Consider the following 14256-nt stretch of genomic DNA (forward strand, 5'->3'; position numbering starts at 1 on the left):
CCGCAAACCAGGCCCCACAACGCAGGGACAATTCTGTAGAGCAGAATTATCTGTCAGTCACGGACCTGCATCCCTAGGGTCGAACTACGCCAAAAACTGTTCGGACCCTATCGAGGAGGCCCACGTGTCCATCAGCGCCGAGAACACGACTCATGAATCAGTGGCCGCCAGCCACGCCCTGCCGGAGCCGACTCCTGAGGAACAGGCCCAGTTGGAGCAGCTGTATGAGGACTTCGAGAAGGAGAACCTGATCCCGCTGTGGACCGAAATCGGCGACCTGATGCCCATGGTCCCCACCCCGAAGGCCGTGCCTCATGTGTGGCGGTGGAATGACCTGTACCCGCTGGCAGCGCGTGCCGGGGATCTGGTTCCGGTGGGCCGGGGTGGCGAGCGGCGGGCCATAGCCCTGGCCAACCCCGGCCTCGCTGGTACCCCTTATGCAACACCTACGTTGTGGGCCGCCATCCAGTACCTCGGCGCCCGGGAAACAGCCCCCGAGCACCGGCACTCGCAAAACGCGTTCCGTTTCGTGGTGGAGGGCGAGGGTGTGTGGACCGTGGTGAACGGGGATCCCGTGGCGATGCGCCGCGGTGACTTCCTGCTGACCCCGGGCTGGAATTTCCATGGCCATCACAATGACACCGACCAACCCATGGCGTGGATCGATGGCTTGGACATCCCCTTCGTGCACTACGCGGATGCCGGGTTCTTCGAGTTCGGCACCGAACGCGTCACCGACGAGGCAACCCCGGACATCTCCCGTTCCGAACGCCTCTGGGCCCATCCGGGCCTGCGACCCCTCTCCGGGCTGCAGGACACGGTCAACTCCCCCATCGCCGCCTATCGCTGGGAACACACGGACGCCGCCCTCCGCGAACAGCTCCTCCTCGAGGACGAGGGCCACCCGGCAACCGTCTCCCAGGGCCACGCGGCTATCCGATACTCGAACCCCACCACGGGCGGTGACGTCATGCCGACTATCCGTGCCGAGTTCCATCGCCTCCGCGCCGGCGCCAGGACCGAGCCTCTCCGCGAAGTCGGCTCCAGTGTCTGGCAAGTCTTCGAGGGTACCGGTGCGGTGGTGATCAACGGCGAACCCCGGCAGCTGGCCAAGGGCGACCTGTTCGTGGTCCCGTCCTGGCAGGAATGGTCCCTGAACGCGGACACGGAATTCGATCTGTTCCGTTTCAGCGACGCCCCCATCTTCGAACGACTGAACTTCAACCGCAGCTACACCGAAGGACGCAAGTAATGAGACTCCTGACCCTCCGCCTTGAAACCGGAACTACAGCCGTCCGCCAGGACGGCGATACCCTCACCGAGATTCCCGGCTTCTCCGACGTGGGCGCGCTGCTGGCGGACCCTGCCTGGGAGACCTCAGCTAAGACTGCCAACGGCGCAACGCACGACCTCGACGGCGCGGACCTCGCCGCCGTCGTACCGTCACCGGGGAAGATCATCTGCGTTGGCCACAACTACCGCAACCACATCAAGGAGATGGGTCGCGAAATCCCCGAGTACCCCACCCTGTTCGCCAAATACCAGGAATCACTGATCGGCCCGAACGACGACCTCGCGCTGCCGCAGGAATCGGACACCGTGGACTGGGAAGCCGAACTCGCCGTGATCATCGGCAAGAAGGGCCGCCGCATCGCCGAAGCCGACGCGCAAGATCACATCGCCGGGTACGCCGTCCTGAACGATATCTCCATGCGCGACTACCAGTTCCGCACCATCCAGTGGCTCCAAGGCAAGACGTGGGAGAACTCCACCCCCTTCGGCCCGGCCCTGGTCACCAAGGACGAATTCACCGCCGGTCCCCTCATGACCTCAGCCGTGGACGGCGAAATCCAGCAGTCCACCCCCACCGGCGACCTCGTTTTCACCCCCGAGTTCCTGGTCTCCTACATCTCCACCATCATCACGCTGAACCCGGGCGACGTAATCGCCACCGGCACCCCCGGCGGCGTCGGCCATGCCCAGGACCCCAAGCGCTACCTGCAGGAAGGCCAACTCCTGGTCACCACCATCGAGGGCCTCGGCCAGCTGAACAACCGCGTGGTCAAGGAAGCCTGATGGCAGCCCGCCACGACCACACCACCGATCCGCGCCTGCAGGAAGAACTCCTGCAGGCCCGGCGGGGCACCGCGTTCTTCGCCCGGAAACTGAACGAACTCACGGATGCAGAGCTCGACGGCGGGACGCGCCTTCCGGACTGGAGCCGCCGTCACGTTGTGGCACACGTGGGCTACAACGCCCGAGCCATCGCCAGGCTGGTGGAATGGGCAGCGACCGGTGTGGAGACACCCATGTATCCCTCGCCGGAGGCCCGCAACCAGGAAATCAACTTCGGCGCCACCCTCTCCCCCATCGCTTTGCGGAACCTGTTCGACCACTCCGCTGTGCACCTGTCCGTGGAATGGCGCGACCTGCCGGACGCGAACTGGGCCAGCGAAGTCCGGACCGCCCAAGGCCGCATAGTGCCCGCATCAGAAACCGTATGGATGCGCACCCGGGAAGTCTGGATCCACGCCGTGGACCTGGACAACGGAGCATCGTTCCACGACGTGCCCGTGCCCGTGCTCGAAAGGCTCCTGGCCGACATCACCACTGCCTGGCACACCCGCGGCACCGACGCTGGCCTCCTCATCACGGTCACCGACACTGCTAAGAACGGCGTCACGTTCGGCGACACCAGTGCCGCAGACCCCACGATCATCAGCGGGCCTCTTGCCGCCGTCGTCGAATGGGCCGCAGGACGCGGCGGCAGCGGCGTCACCGCGACCGGACCAGGCGGCTCACCGGAGGAAATCCCGGCGCCGCCGAACTGGATCTAGGGCGCGGCGGGAGAGGGTCCCGGCGAGACAGGGTCTGACAGGTCCTGTTACGGTTCGCGGAACTCTCGTACCGTCAAAGGGACCACCCCGGCTCTCCCGCCAGCAGCCCGAAAGAAGGACCCTCGACATGGAATACACGCGACTCGGAAGCACAGGACTGAAGATCAGCCGGCTAGCCCTGGGCTGCATGAGCTACGGCGATCCCACCACTGAGAACGCGCATTCATGGGCATTGACCGAAGACGCCGCCGGCCCCTTCTTTCGCCAGGCAGTGGAATTGGGTATCACTTTCTGGGACACGGCAAACGTGTATCAGGCAGGCACCTCCGAGGAAGTAGTCGGGCGGGCCATCACGCAGTACTCGCGCCGTGAAGACATCGTCCTCGCCACCAAGGTCCGCGGCAGGATGCATGGCGGCCCGGGCGGCGAAGGCCTTTCACGCAAAGCCATCCTGGAGCAGCTTGACGCCTCATTGGCCCGCCTGGGCACGGACTACATCGACCTCTACCAGATCCATCGTTTCGACGATGCCACGCCCGTTGAGGAAACCATGGAAGTCCTCCACGACGTCATCAAGGCCGGCAAAGTCCGCTACATCGGAGCTTCATCCATGTATGCCTGGCAGTTCGCGAAGCTCCAGCATGCCGCAGAACGTGGTGGCTGGACCAGGTTCGTCTCCATGCAGAACCAGTACAACCTGCTGCGCCGCCAGGACGAGCCCGAGCTTATGGCCATGTGCGCGGACATGGGCGTTGGCCTGGTGCCTTACTCCCCCAACGGGAAAGGCCGCCTCGCCCGTCCAGCGGGTGAACAGAGCACCCGATCCACCACGGATAAAGTGGTCCAGGCGTTCGACAACGACTACGACGAGCCCGTCATTAACGCTGTACAGGCCCTTGCAGATGCCCGGGGAGTCACCATGGCCCAGATCGCCCTGGCCTGGGTGCTGCGGAACCCGGCCGTGTCGGCGCCCATCGTCGGCGCCACCAAACCCCACCACCTCCAACAAGCAGTTGATGCACTGTCCCTGACGCTCAGTGATGAGGAAACCAAGGAACTCGAATCCCCCTACGTCAATCACGGACCGGCCTGGTACTGACATGGATTCCCGGTCCGAGATCAGCAACTTCCTCACCTCCAGGCGCGCCAAACTCAGTCCCGAGCAGGCAGGTGTCCCGCTCTACAACGGAGCCCGGCGCGTCCCAGGGCTCCGCCGGGAAGAGGTTGCACATCTGGCCGGCGTCAGCGTCGACTACTACGCCCGCCTGGAGCGCGGCAAGATCTCCGGTGCATCGCGGGAAGTCATCGAGGCACTTGCCCGCGCCCTGCAGCTCGACGACGACGAACGCGATCACCTGCTGGACCTCGCCCGGATCACCCAACGGCGGGCCCCGCGCCGGAAACCCTCCAACCGCACCATTGTCCGGCCCGGTATCCAGAGTGTTTTGGACTCCATCGATGCCCCCGCCTTCGTGCAGAACGCACGGCTCGACCGGCTCGCCTCCAACAGAATCGGCCGGGCGCTCTACTCACTCCCTGAAGACGGATCCCGTGACCGCTTCAACTACGCCCACTATTTGTTCCTGGACTCCCGCGCCCCGCGGTTCCACCGGGACTTCGACACCGCCAAACACAATGTGGTGGCTCTTCTGCACGCTGCAACAGCCCAGGACCCGTACGACCAAGAGCTGATCGAGATCGTGGGCACCCTCTCGACCCAAAGCGAAGAATTCCGGTCATTGTGGGCCTCCCACGACGTCTTCCGCTACCGCTCCGGCCAGAAGATGCTCACCCATTCGGCAGTGGGCGATCTCGAATTCGGCTACGAATCGTTCGAACTCTCCACCGACCCGGGGCTCGTGATGCTCGTGTACACCGTGGAACCTGGCTCCGCGACGGCCGATGCCATGCGGATGCTCGCCAGCTGGACCGCTCCGGCCTTGCACCAGCAATGAGTTGACTGCCGGCATGGCGATTAAGGCCGGTAGCGCGCAGTATGGGGGGATGAACGCCGCCAGCGCCGATGGTCAGGCGCAGGGTGGTTCCGGCTATTCAGGGGCCCGCCTGCACCCGTGGAGCCGTTATGTGGCCATGGGCGACTCGTTCACTGAAGGGGTGGGGGATCCCGAACCCCGGAGTCCGGGCGGCCTCAGGGGCTGGGCTGACAGGGTGGCCGAAGAACTGAGCGTGGGGCACCCTGATTTCGCGTACGCCAACCTGGCAATCAGCGGCCGGCTGCTCCACCAGATCCTGGAGGAGCAGGTTGGCCCGGCGTTGACCCTGCAGCCCGATCTGATCACCCTCAATGCCGGTGGCAACGATCTGCTGTTCCACCGAACCGATCCCGACAACCTTGCCCTCGAACTGGATGCCGGAGTGGAGATGCTTGCCTCCACCGGGGCCTCCATCCTGCTGTTCACGGGTCCGGATTGGGGTGCGACTCCGGTGCTGGGGCGGGCCCGCGGCAAGGTGGCCATCTACAACGAGAATATCCGGGTGATCGCCGCCCGCCACGATGCCGTGATCGCCGATCTCTGGGCGTTGCGCCAGCTGACCAATCCCTTGATGTGGGACCCGGACCGGCTTCATTTCTCCCCGTTGGGCCAGCACGCCATTGCCATCATGGTCCTCGATACGCTCAACGTTCCGCATTCCCTGGAACCGCAGGCACCAAAGGACCTGCCCGAACGCAGCTGGCGTGCGGCCCGGGCCGGCGACATCATCTGGGCGCGCGAGCATTTGGTCCCGTGGGTCCTGCGGCGCCTCACCCAGAAGATTTCCTCGGAGGAACGCCACCCCAAGCGGCCGGATCCCGGTCCCGTCTTCGGCGCGGGCATGCCGCCGGGGAGCTACGTGGGAAACGATCCCCGAAACGTCACTGACCCTTCTTGAGGTGAAGCTGGGTGGCGGGCGCGACCCTGTCCACCAGGGTGTCGAAGTCGAGTTCGGCTATGTGGGGGATCTTGTTGAGATGTCGCGTAAAGGCGACGCCCAGAAGATGCGACATCGCGAGCGTGAAACCCACCTGCCTTCCGGCCAGCAGTGCGGCAACCTCGGGCTGGCTGATGGTGCCGGTCATGATCCTCCGCATGCTGGCGGCCGCCGCTTCATTGATCAGCGCTGATCGGGCCAGCATCTGCATTTGCGGCCCGGTGGCGGCATCTTCCCACAGCGCCAGGTAGCTTCGCGTCAGCCGCTCCCCCTGGGTCTCGGGGTCACCGGAAAGCGCGGTGACCAACATGTCCATGGCTTGTTCGGGGAGGGCCATCGTGGCTGCGAACAGGCCATCCTTGTTCCCGAAGTAGTGGGCCAGCAGCGCGACGTCGAAACCAGCCAGCGCGGCAATTGACCGCATGGTTGCACCGCGGAATCCCTTGGAAGCGAACTCCGTCCGGGCCGCCGCCAGGATTTGTTCCTTGTTGCTTCCATCGCCGCCCGAAGGCCTTCCCGGGCGTTCACTTTTCCTGGTCATGGATACAGACTACCCTGACCTCAACAGATGTTGACATCATCAATTGTTGAGCAGACTATGGAGTGAAAGCCGCACCACTCAAATCCATTCATTTCTCGACCTGGAGGCCACCGTGTCCACTCCTCTTCTCCGGCCGCACACCAAGTGGCCTGTCGCCCTGGGGTTCGGCATTGTCGGATCACTGATCGTGGCGATCGTCGTGCTTGCCTTCCTCTGGCCCGCGAAAACCACAGCCGCCCATAACCTGCCCATCAGCATCAGCGGCCCAACGGCAGCCGTCACGGCACTCAAGGACGCGATTGCTACCCAGCAGCCGGACGCCTTCGACTTTGTTGAGGTAGCGAACCGCGATGCCGCCGTTTCCCAGATCAAGGCCAGGGAGACCTACGGCGGCATCGTCCTGGGCGACGCCACCACCATGCCCGAGGTCCTCACAGCGCCGGCAGGCAGCGCTGCGGCCACCCAAATCCTGAACGGCGTCGCAGCCCAACTCCAGGTGCAGCTCACCCAACGGGTGGCTGCCGCGGGCGGGAACCCTGCCACTGCCAAGGTCACCGTCACCCCCGTCGTTCCACTCTCGGCGAGCGACCCCAACGGAAGCGGACTGGCAGCAGCATCGTTTCCCATGGCGATGGGCGGCATGATCGGCGGTGCGCTGATCTCGCTCCTGGTGGTGGGCGCGATCCGCCGCCTCGTCGCCCTGGCTGGCTTCGGCGTTGCGGTGGGCCTCATACTCGCCTTGATATTGGACACCTGGTTCGGCTTCCTTCAGGGAGACTTCTGGATCAACGCCTCGGCCATAGCGCTGTCCATCCTGGCAACGTCCGCGTTCATCGTCGGCTGTACCTCGCTGCTCGGCACCAAGGGCATTGCGATCGGCGCTGTCCTGACCCTTTTTGTCGGCAACCCGATCTCCTCCGCCGCTGCGCCCTGGCAGTTCCTGCCCGAGCCTTGGGGCGCAGTCGGCCAGTTCTTCGTCCCCGGCGCCGCCAGTTGGTTGATTCGGTCGCTGAGCTACTTCCCTGACGCCAACGTGGCCCCGCAATGGTGGATTCTCCTCGGATGGACCGCGGTTGGCCTGATCCTGACGCTGGTGGGCCACTTCCGCGCCGAAGCTGCCATGACAGTGCCGGCAGGGACACTCGAGGACCCGGAGCGGGAGGCTGCCAACGCCCACCCTGCGTAGCGCGAAGCAGCCGAAACGCACGACGGCGGGACTCACCTTCCCGGTGAGTCCCGCCGTCGCACGTTTCAACCGAAAGTCAGCCTGCGGGCTGAGCCTCAGCCTGTGCGCGAATGCTCCACGTCGACCAGTCCAGGGGGTGAACGGAGGGCCGCCCCAGGAGGTATCCCTGCGCTGCAGTGACCTTCAGCGCCGTTGCTTCCTCGAGCTCAGCGGTGGTTTCGATGCCTTCGGCAACAACATCGGCCCCGATCCCGCGTGCAAGTTCAACGATGGCCCGCGCCCGGATCCTTTGCCCCTCACTGCCGGCAATACCTTCGATCAGGTGGCGGTCCAACTTGATAATGTCCGGGCGCAACTGCTCCACGTGGTCCATGGAAACCAAGGCAGCGCCGGAAGCGCTCACAGCCAGCCGCAAACCCAACGCGCGCAGCGGCCCCAAACCGGAAACCCCGGAGTGATCGCCGGCATTTTCCAGGCTGCCGGTGAGTTCAACGATGATCCGCTCCGGGGCGAGAACCGCCGCAGCCAACAGATTCCGCACCCTCGGATCAACGGAGGTTGCAGGGGTCAGGTTCAACGCCACGTACATGTCGTCGGGAACGTCGTGCGCCGCCGTCAGCGCGCAGTGCAGCGCGGCAATTTCCAATTCGGTGCCCAAGCCGGCGGCCGCCGCTTCGCGGAACCAGACGTCGGCTCCCGCACCATCTTCGCCAACAAACCTGGTCAGGGCTTCCACGCCCACCACTTCGCCGTCCGGCAGCGAGTGGACCGGCTGGAAGGCAGTCAGCAGAAGCTTGTCCGCAAGGATTGCCTGGATGTCTTCGCGGACATCATGGCCCACGGGAACCATGACGGTCCGCTGGGCGTCCGAAGATTCGAGATGGACGGTGGCGGGCTCGAGCTGGATCGGAACCATGCCGGCTTCCGCGGAAACCTTGCGGGTTTCCAGCAGGTGCTCCAGCAGGGCGCCCTCGGGGTCATCAGGACGCGCTTCAATCAGCTCGCGGAGCCTTTCCCTCGCTCCTTCGCTGCGGGACTCGGAGTCGGCAAGGATGGACTCGATAATGTCCTTCACCTGCTCGCGCATCGACGAATTGTCCAAGGCCGGCGCCTCAGCCGCGTCCTTGGACGGGTGGTCAGCACCGCCGTCCGGTGAAAGAGAGCCCGCTTCTTGAGCCATCGACTATTCCTTTATGTGTATCCCCCGCTGGCAACGCCAGACCATGACCCGACCCACAAGCGTGTGGGCCTTGTCACGAATCTTACAGAGAAACGGTGCACCCTACCCCCGGCGCGGGAGTGTGGGTGGTAAACCGTGTCGCTCAAGGTCCAGCACTGACATGCTGGAGGGGTGACTTCCATGTCAACGGAAACTCCGCGGACCGCGCTCAGCTGGAAGCTTTTGCCAGCGGCCCTGCTGTCGTTGTCCGGTGTTCCGCTTTTTGCCGCCGGCAACGAGCCGCTCGGCTACGGCTTGCTGCTGGTGAGCGTGGCCAGTGCAGGGATCGTCGACCACCAGCTCATGCGGCACCTTGCCTTGATCGCTGCCGGAATGGTGATCATCAGCCTGGTTCCCCTCAACGCCGACCTCAGCATCCAGCACATGGCCCTCATGGGCGGGGCCCTGGCTTTGGCGGTTCTGGTGCCGTGGCTGGTGTCGCGGCTCGTTTACCGCGAAGACGTCATCAAGTTTCCCGTGAACACCGGCCGTAAATGGCCCTTGGCGGCGAAGCTGTACCTGCTGGGTGTGGTTGCCCTCGGCTACTTCATTTTGCCCTTCTACCTGATCAGCACCGGCGTGTACCAAAACTGGCCGGATGCCTCCGATCCGAGCATCTTCTGGCGGCTCTTCCTGGGCATCAACGCGGTGGGAATCTGGGACGAGCTGTTCTTCATCTGCACCACGTTCACCCTTCTGCGTCAGCACTTCCCGGACTGGACGGCCAACCTCCTCCAAGCCGTGGTTTTCTCATCGTTCCTGTGGGAGATCGGCTACCAGGCCTGGGGGCCGCTGCTGACGTTCCCGTTCGCGTTGCTGCAGGGCTATACGTTCAAGCTCACAAAATCCTTTACCTATGTAGTGTCGGTACACCTGCTCTTCGACTTGGTTTTGTTCCTGGCCCTGGTCCATGCGCACAACCGCGATTTCCTGCCGATCTTCCTGTATTGAGCATCATTGAGTCGGCCGCCCTAAAAACCACTTTTCGGCTTGCCTAACTTTCGGTTATCCTCGTATCAGACCGCCCCAATGAAGAGGATCGACCATGGCTGCACCCACGCTCCAAACACGCCCCGGTACCGGAAGGGTATGGTCCCGGCTCCTGCTGCTCGGACCGGCCTTCGTTGCCGCCATTGCGTACGTGGATCCAGGCAATGTGGCTGCCAACCTGACCGCCGGAGCCAACTACGGATACCTGCTGGTTTGGGTGCTGGTGGTGGCCAACGCCATGGCCGTCCTGGTGCAGTACCAATCGGCAAAGCTGGGGCTCGCAACCGGGCACAGCCTTCCGGAGATCCTGGGCAAGCGGCTGGGCACCACGCGGCGCCGCCTCTATTGGGCGCAGGCTGAGATCGTTGCCGGCGCCACGGACATGGCCGAGGTCATCGGTGGCGCAGTGGCTTTGAATTTGCTGTTCGGACTGCCGCTCCTGGCGGGCGGCGTGATCATCGGGGTGGCCTCCATGCTGCTGCTGACGTTACAGTCCCGCCGGGGCCAGCGCTCCTTTGAGTACGCGATCCTGGTACTGCTGGGAGTCATCGCCGTCGGGTTCGTCTCAGGCTTATTCGTCAATCCACCGGACGCCGGCAGTGCCTTGAATGGCCTGATCCCCCGCTTCGAGGGCACCGACACGGTGCTCTTGGCAGCCAGCATGCTGGGCGCCACAGTGATGCCCCACGCGATCTACCTGCACTCCGCCCTTGCCCGCGACCGGCACGGCTTCGCGGAGGACCCGGCTGTGCGTACCCGATTGATCCGCGCAACCCGCTACGACGTCGTGGGCGCCTTGCTCCTGGCAGGCGTGGTGAACATTTCAATGCTGTTGCTGGCAGCCTCCAGCCTGCGCGGCATCGAGGGAACGGACACGATCGCCGGTGCCCACGCCGCAGTCACCTCAGCGTTGGGCCCGGCTATCGGCGTGATCTTCGCAATCGGCCTCCTCGCTTCCGGCCTGGCGTCCACCTCGGTGGGTTGCTATGCGGGCGCCACCATCATGGGCGGCCTGCTGAAAGTCCGCATCCCGCTGCTGACCAGGCGGGTCATCACACTGATTCCGGCGTTGATCATCCTGGGGGCCGGCATCGAGCCCACCCTGGCCCTCGTCCTGAGCCAGGTGTTGCTGAGTTTCGGCATCCCTTTTGCCCTGATCCCGCTGATCCGCCTCACCGGCAAACGCGAAGTCATGGGCATCCACACGGATTCCACCGCTTTGAAGATCGCAGGGTGGACCAGCGCCACGTTGATCGTGGGCCTGAATATCGTGCTGATTACACTGACCCTGGCCGGACAGTCCTGACACAGGAGCGGGCTGGCGCTAGCCTTCGTCGCAGAGCAAGTGGTACCAGGCATCAGCGAGGACTTCGAGGGCGTGTTCACGGTTGGGCTCAAGCTTCCTGCGAGTCCAGAGCGTTGCCACATAGTCCAACTGCGTGAAGGCCAGCGTGCCGCGGATGTGGTGCGTTTCCGCGGAGAAGCGGCCAGCCAACTGCATGCCACGGACCATGTCCGAAATGACTTCCTCGTGCCAGCCTTCCACCAAATCCCGCACGTCACGGTCCACGGCCGCGGCTTCGTCGAGCACGTCAAGGTAGGGCCGGAATACCGGCCAAAGGACGGCGCGTGATTCAAGCCAGGCAAGGATCCCGGGCAGCTCGCCGGCACGCACTACGTCCACCAGGTCCGGGGCTGTGGACGCACTGTCCGGGCCGTCCGCCCGGTCCAGCACGGTGTTGACGCGCGCCATAAAGTCTCTCATCAAATCACTGCGCGACGGGTAGTAGGCGTAGAAGGTGACCCTGGTGGTACCGGCCGCCGCGGCGATCTCGTCGATGGTGGTTGCGGCGTAGCCCTTCTCAGTGAAGAGCCCCAACGCACGTTCGATGATGGTGTCGCGGGTCAGCTGCTTCTGGGCTTCGCGCAGTGAGGACATGGGCCAATCCTATCGGTGGAGCGCCGCCTTCCCGGGCCGGAGTCCTCCCGGCCCCGCATTGGCCAGCTTGCGCAGTTTCGGGACAGGAATCCGGTAATTGATGGCTGCCGCCGTCCCGGAACCGCCCCCGCCGTCCCAGCGCAGGAGCACCGAATCGCGCTCCTCTCCGGGCTCGCAGTAGTCCGGCGCACCCTCAACGGGGGTGAATCCAACAGCCTTGAGCGACAACCCGAAGCCCTCGGTCCAAAAGTACGGCTGGAAATCCGCCGGCGGCGCAGCGTCACCCAACAGAAGTCCGACGGCGGCAACCTTGGCTTGGTCTATGGCGCTGGTCCACAGGGGCACTCGCCTCAGGCCGAACGGCGTGGGGAAGAAGGCGACGTCCCCGGCGGCCACGATTTCCGGCCGGAGCCGGCCACGCAAGTCGACCTGCAGCGACCCCACGGTTCCCGGGCCGCAATCCGCCAGGAGACCGGACCCCGCCAACCATTCGATGTTCGGTTCGTCGCCGATGGCGGCCACCACGATGTCCGCCTCCAATTCGGTGCCGTCAGCGAGCGCGACCCGGGCTCCGCCGTCGTACGTCGCCCCTGAGTCGCCCGTCGCCGTGGAACCGGAGCCGATCAGGCGGGCCTTACCGCTGGAAACCAACCGCAGGCCACGCTGGACGGCAGCGGCCGTGAAGATGCCTGAAAGGTGGTGGCCGAGTTGACGCGAGAGCGGCTTTGCGTCGGCAACAAGGGTGACGTCACAGCCGGCGTTGAGGCAGCCCGAGGCGATCTCCATGCCCAGCGGCCCTCCGCCGACCACGATCACGGAGGGACGCCCGGCGACGCACTGTTTCAGCGCGATGGCGTCCTCCAGGGTGCGGAGGGTGAAGACCCGGCCCCCGCTGCCCGCGTGTCCGGGGAGGGTTTTCGGCCGCGCGCCGGAGGCGATGACAAGGCCGTCGTACGGGAGCTGGCCGCCGTCGTCGAGCCTCAACAACCTCGCGTCGACGTCCAGGCCGGCCGCGCCGATGCCGAGCAGCTCTTCCGCTTGATGCGTGGGCGCAGGCAACTGGTGGGCGGTGACGCTCCTTTCGCCGCCGTGCAACAGCGCCTTGGACAATGCCGGGCGGCTGTACGGCTGGTGCGGTTCGGCGCCCACCACGGTCAGCTCGCCGTCGAAGCCGGCGGAGCGCAGCGTGTCGCAGGCCGTCAGCCCGGCGATCCCGTTGCCTACCACCACGATCCGGCGCATGGTCATGCCGCCTCCAACCGGAGGGCGGCCACCGGGCAGACCCGCACGGCCGCCTTCGCTGCGTCCAGGTCTGCGCCTCCCACATCAGGAGAATCGATCAGCAGTTCGCCGTCGTCGTCGAGATGCATGAGGGCCGGTGCCGCTTCCTCGCAGAGCCCGTGTCCTTCGCAGCGGGGCCGGTCCAGTTCGATTCTCATGCGGCCACCACCTTCAGGACGTGAAGCCTTTCGTGACTGCGGGTGATGTTGCCCGGCACCCGCAGCTCTTCGCCGATTTCCAGCGTCTTGACCCGGCGTGCCAGGGATTCGATGATGGCGTGGGCCTCGAGCTTCGCCAATCCCTGACCTGCGCAGCCGTGCGGCCCGTACCCGAAGGAGAGGTGGTCCACCGGGTTGCGCGTGACGTCGAACGTGTCAGGGTTTTCGTAGTGCCGCGGGTCGCGGTTTCCGGCGCCGAACAGGATACCCAGCTGGGCGCCAGCGGGGAGGGTAGCTCCGTCAATCTCGACTTCCCGCGTGGTGGTGCGGCCCCAGATGTGGACCGGGGCCCAGTAGCGGAGTACCTCGGCGAGGGCGGCGGGGACCAACTCCGGGTTTCTCCGGACAAGTTCCAGCTGCTCCGGATGCCGGCCGAACAGTGCCACGATGTTTCCAATGGAAGCGATGGTGGTGTCGATGCCTGCACCCAGGTACTGGTGGATGATGTGCCCGGCGGCGCCCTGGGGGATGTCTCCACGGGACTCTGCGTCGAAGATCCCCCGGCCAATCGAACCCGGTGTGAGATCGTCAGCGGTTACTGAGGAGCACCAACCGTAGAGCTCGCCGGCGATCGGGAAGTTTTCCTGCGTGCGGTGGTTCATCGGCCCAAGGACCTGCATGGCAGCCTGACCCCAGCGCATCATGTTGTCCTTGACGTGCCCGCTGAAGCCGATGAGGTCCGCCACGATTTCCAGCGGGAAGGCCCGTGCCAGCGAGTCGATGGCCTCGAAGCTGCCGCTGTCCACGAGTTCTTCCACCAGCTTGTCGGCTTTCTGGTCAATGACCACTTTCAAGCCGCGCAACGCCCGCGGAGTGAGGTTCGCTGAGAGGGTGGCGCGCAGCTGCGTATGCGTTGGCGGGTCAGAGGCCAGGGACGTGCCTTGCAACGCCTCGTTCACCAGGGGATTGAAACCCAGGGTGGTGGAAGAAAATGTCGCCGGATCGCCGAGTACGTCGCGGATGATGTCATACCGCGTGAGGACGTACACGCCATTCTTGGGGAGGTGGACTACTCCGGCTTGCTCGCGCAGTGCGGCGTAGGCGGGGTAGGGGTCAACCAGGATGGCGTCGTCCCAGATGTCGATTTCGGATGAGGTGGGAGTGCTCATGGTGT

The 14256-nt window shown here is 64.8% G+C and carries 15 protein-coding genes; 9 read left to right on the forward strand and 6 right to left on the reverse strand.

Annotated elements, in window-relative coordinates; genetic code table 11:
• Positions 1 to 124 precede the first annotated feature (124 nt).
• The 6 genes from ACFRJ9_RS09415 (at position 125) to ACFRJ9_RS09440 (ending at position 5729) form a co-directional block, all read left to right on the forward strand.
• Entirely contained in the window at positions 125 to 1252 is a 1128-nt protein-coding gene (locus ACFRJ9_RS09415; RefSeq protein ID WP_377666748.1) for a cupin domain-containing protein, read from the forward strand.
• Complete coding sequence (locus ACFRJ9_RS09420; protein ID WP_377666750.1) at positions 1252 to 2076, forward strand: fumarylacetoacetate hydrolase family protein; 825 nt, start codon at positions 1252 to 1254, stop codon at positions 2074 to 2076. The genes ACFRJ9_RS09415 and ACFRJ9_RS09420 overlap by 1 nt, the downstream gene beginning before the upstream one ends.
• Positions 2076 to 2837 carry a maleylpyruvate isomerase family mycothiol-dependent enzyme gene (locus tag ACFRJ9_RS09425; RefSeq protein WP_377666752.1) on the forward strand — a complete coding sequence of 254 codons (762 nt, stop codon included), beginning with the start codon at positions 2076 to 2078 and terminating at the stop codon, positions 2835 to 2837. The genes ACFRJ9_RS09420 and ACFRJ9_RS09425 overlap by 1 nt, the downstream gene beginning before the upstream one ends.
• A 127-nt stretch (positions 2838 to 2964) precedes the next feature.
• Positions 2965 to 3936 carry an aldo/keto reductase gene (locus ACFRJ9_RS09430; protein ID WP_377666754.1) on the forward strand — a complete coding sequence of 324 codons (972 nt, stop codon included), beginning with the start codon at positions 2965 to 2967 and terminating at the stop codon, positions 3934 to 3936.
• Position 3937: 1 nt separating this feature from the next.
• The gene (locus ACFRJ9_RS09435; RefSeq protein ID WP_377666756.1) at positions 3938 to 4792 is read left to right on the forward strand and encodes a helix-turn-helix transcriptional regulator; all 855 of its coding nucleotides are present in this window, start codon (positions 3938 to 3940) and stop codon (positions 4790 to 4792) included.
• A 49-nt stretch (positions 4793 to 4841) separates the two neighbouring features.
• Positions 4842 to 5729 carry an SGNH/GDSL hydrolase family protein gene (locus ACFRJ9_RS09440; RefSeq protein WP_377666758.1) on the forward strand — a complete coding sequence of 296 codons (888 nt, stop codon included), beginning with the start codon at positions 4842 to 4844 and terminating at the stop codon, positions 5727 to 5729.
• On the opposite strand, the gene ACFRJ9_RS09445 is transcribed toward ACFRJ9_RS09440, so the two are convergent.
• Entirely contained in the window at positions 5713 to 6309 is a 597-nt protein-coding gene (locus ACFRJ9_RS09445; protein WP_377666760.1) for a TetR/AcrR family transcriptional regulator, read from the reverse strand. The two genes, ACFRJ9_RS09440 and ACFRJ9_RS09445, sit on opposite strands and share 17 nt — an antisense overlap.
• Positions 6310 to 6421: 112 nt before the next feature.
• On the opposite strand from ACFRJ9_RS09445, the gene ACFRJ9_RS09450 reads away from it, so the two are divergent.
• On the forward strand, positions 6422 to 7495 hold the full coding sequence (locus ACFRJ9_RS09450; protein WP_377666762.1) for a hypothetical protein: 1074 nt from the start codon (positions 6422 to 6424) through the stop codon (positions 7493 to 7495).
• A gap of 76 nt (positions 7496 to 7571) precedes the next feature.
• Here the strand turns inward: ACFRJ9_RS09450 and ACFRJ9_RS09455 are convergent, their stop codons facing one another.
• Positions 7572 to 8675 (reverse strand): EAL domain-containing protein, encoded by a 1104-nt coding sequence (locus ACFRJ9_RS09455; RefSeq protein ID WP_377666764.1) that lies wholly within the window; start codon positions 8673 to 8675, stop codon positions 7572 to 7574.
• Positions 8676 to 8846: 171 nt separating this feature from the next.
• Here ACFRJ9_RS09455 and ACFRJ9_RS09460 point away from each other — a divergent pair, with 171 nt between their 5' ends.
• Together ACFRJ9_RS09460 and ACFRJ9_RS09465 are read left to right on the forward strand one after the other, a co-directional pair.
• Positions 8847 to 9665, forward strand: coding sequence for a CPBP family intramembrane glutamic endopeptidase (locus ACFRJ9_RS09460; protein WP_377666766.1), 819 nt, complete (start codon positions 8847 to 8849; stop codon positions 9663 to 9665).
• Positions 9666 to 9759: 94 nt separating this feature from the next.
• Positions 9760 to 11010: an Nramp family divalent metal transporter gene (locus ACFRJ9_RS09465; protein WP_377666768.1), complete on the forward strand. Its 1251-nt coding sequence runs from the start codon at positions 9760 to 9762 to the stop codon at positions 11008 to 11010.
• An 18-nt stretch (positions 11011 to 11028) separates the two neighbouring features.
• On the opposite strand, the gene ACFRJ9_RS09470 is transcribed toward ACFRJ9_RS09465, so the two are convergent.
• From ACFRJ9_RS09470 to ACFRJ9_RS09485, 4 genes are read right to left on the reverse strand one after another with little or no spacing between them, the layout of a single operon-like run.
• The gene (locus tag ACFRJ9_RS09470; protein WP_377666770.1) at positions 11029 to 11643 is read right to left on the reverse strand and encodes a TetR/AcrR family transcriptional regulator; all 615 of its coding nucleotides are present in this window, start codon (positions 11641 to 11643) and stop codon (positions 11029 to 11031) included.
• A 9-nt stretch (positions 11644 to 11652) separates the two neighbouring features.
• Positions 11653 to 12891, reverse strand: a complete 1239-nt coding sequence (locus tag ACFRJ9_RS09475; RefSeq protein ID WP_377666772.1) for an NAD(P)/FAD-dependent oxidoreductase — start codon at positions 12889 to 12891, stop codon at positions 11653 to 11655.
• Complete coding sequence (locus ACFRJ9_RS09480) at positions 12888 to 13082, reverse strand: ferredoxin (RefSeq protein ID WP_377666774.1); 195 nt, start codon at positions 13080 to 13082, stop codon at positions 12888 to 12890. The genes ACFRJ9_RS09475 and ACFRJ9_RS09480 overlap by 4 nt, the downstream gene beginning before the upstream one ends.
• A complete protein-coding gene (locus ACFRJ9_RS09485; RefSeq protein WP_377666776.1) occupies positions 13079 to 14251 on the reverse strand; it encodes a cytochrome P450 in 1173 nt (390 codons plus the stop codon). The genes ACFRJ9_RS09480 and ACFRJ9_RS09485 overlap by 4 nt, the downstream gene beginning before the upstream one ends.
• Between the last annotated feature and the right edge of the window lie 5 nt (positions 14252 to 14256).

Origin of the sequence: Paenarthrobacter sp. NPDC056912, from assembly GCF_042786555.1 — a bacterium.
Taxonomy (GTDB): Bacteria; Actinomycetota; Actinomycetes; order Actinomycetales; family Micrococcaceae; genus Arthrobacter.

Excerpts from the sequence above, each read along its gene's own strand:
- ACFRJ9_RS09420 (WP_377666750.1), top strand. The coding sequence starts at position 1,252 with ATGAGACTCCTGACCCTCCGCCTTGAAACCGGAACTACAGCCGTCCGC.
- ACFRJ9_RS09425 (WP_377666752.1), top strand. The coding sequence starts at position 2,076 with ATGGCAGCCCGCCACGACCACACCACCGATCCGCGCCTGCAGGAAGAA.
- ACFRJ9_RS09430 (WP_377666754.1), top strand. The coding sequence starts at position 2,965 with ATGGAATACACGCGACTCGGAAGCACAGGACTGAAGATCAGCCGGCTA.
- ACFRJ9_RS09435 (WP_377666756.1), top strand. The coding sequence starts at position 3,938 with ATGGATTCCCGGTCCGAGATCAGCAACTTCCTCACCTCCAGGCGCGCC.
- ACFRJ9_RS09440 (WP_377666758.1), top strand. The coding sequence starts at position 4,842 with ATGAACGCCGCCAGCGCCGATGGTCAGGCGCAGGGTGGTTCCGGCTAT.
- ACFRJ9_RS09445 (WP_377666760.1), bottom strand. The coding sequence starts at position 6,309 with ATGACCAGGAAAAGTGAACGCCCGGGAAGGCCTTCGGGCGGCGATGGA.
- ACFRJ9_RS09455 (WP_377666764.1), bottom strand. The coding sequence starts at position 8,675 with ATGGCTCAAGAAGCGGGCTCTCTTTCACCGGACGGCGGTGCTGACCAC.
- ACFRJ9_RS09465 (WP_377666768.1), top strand. The coding sequence starts at position 9,760 with ATGGCTGCACCCACGCTCCAAACACGCCCCGGTACCGGAAGGGTATGG.
- ACFRJ9_RS09470 (WP_377666770.1), bottom strand. The coding sequence starts at position 11,643 with ATGTCCTCACTGCGCGAAGCCCAGAAGCAGCTGACCCGCGACACCATC.
- ACFRJ9_RS09475 (WP_377666772.1), bottom strand. The coding sequence starts at position 12,891 with ATGACCATGCGCCGGATCGTGGTGGTAGGCAACGGGATCGCCGGGCTG.
- ACFRJ9_RS09480 (WP_377666774.1), bottom strand. The coding sequence starts at position 13,082 with ATGAGAATCGAACTGGACCGGCCCCGCTGCGAAGGACACGGGCTCTGC.
- ACFRJ9_RS09485 (WP_377666776.1), bottom strand. The coding sequence starts at position 14,251 with ATGAGCACTCCCACCTCATCCGAAATCGACATCTGGGACGACGCCATC.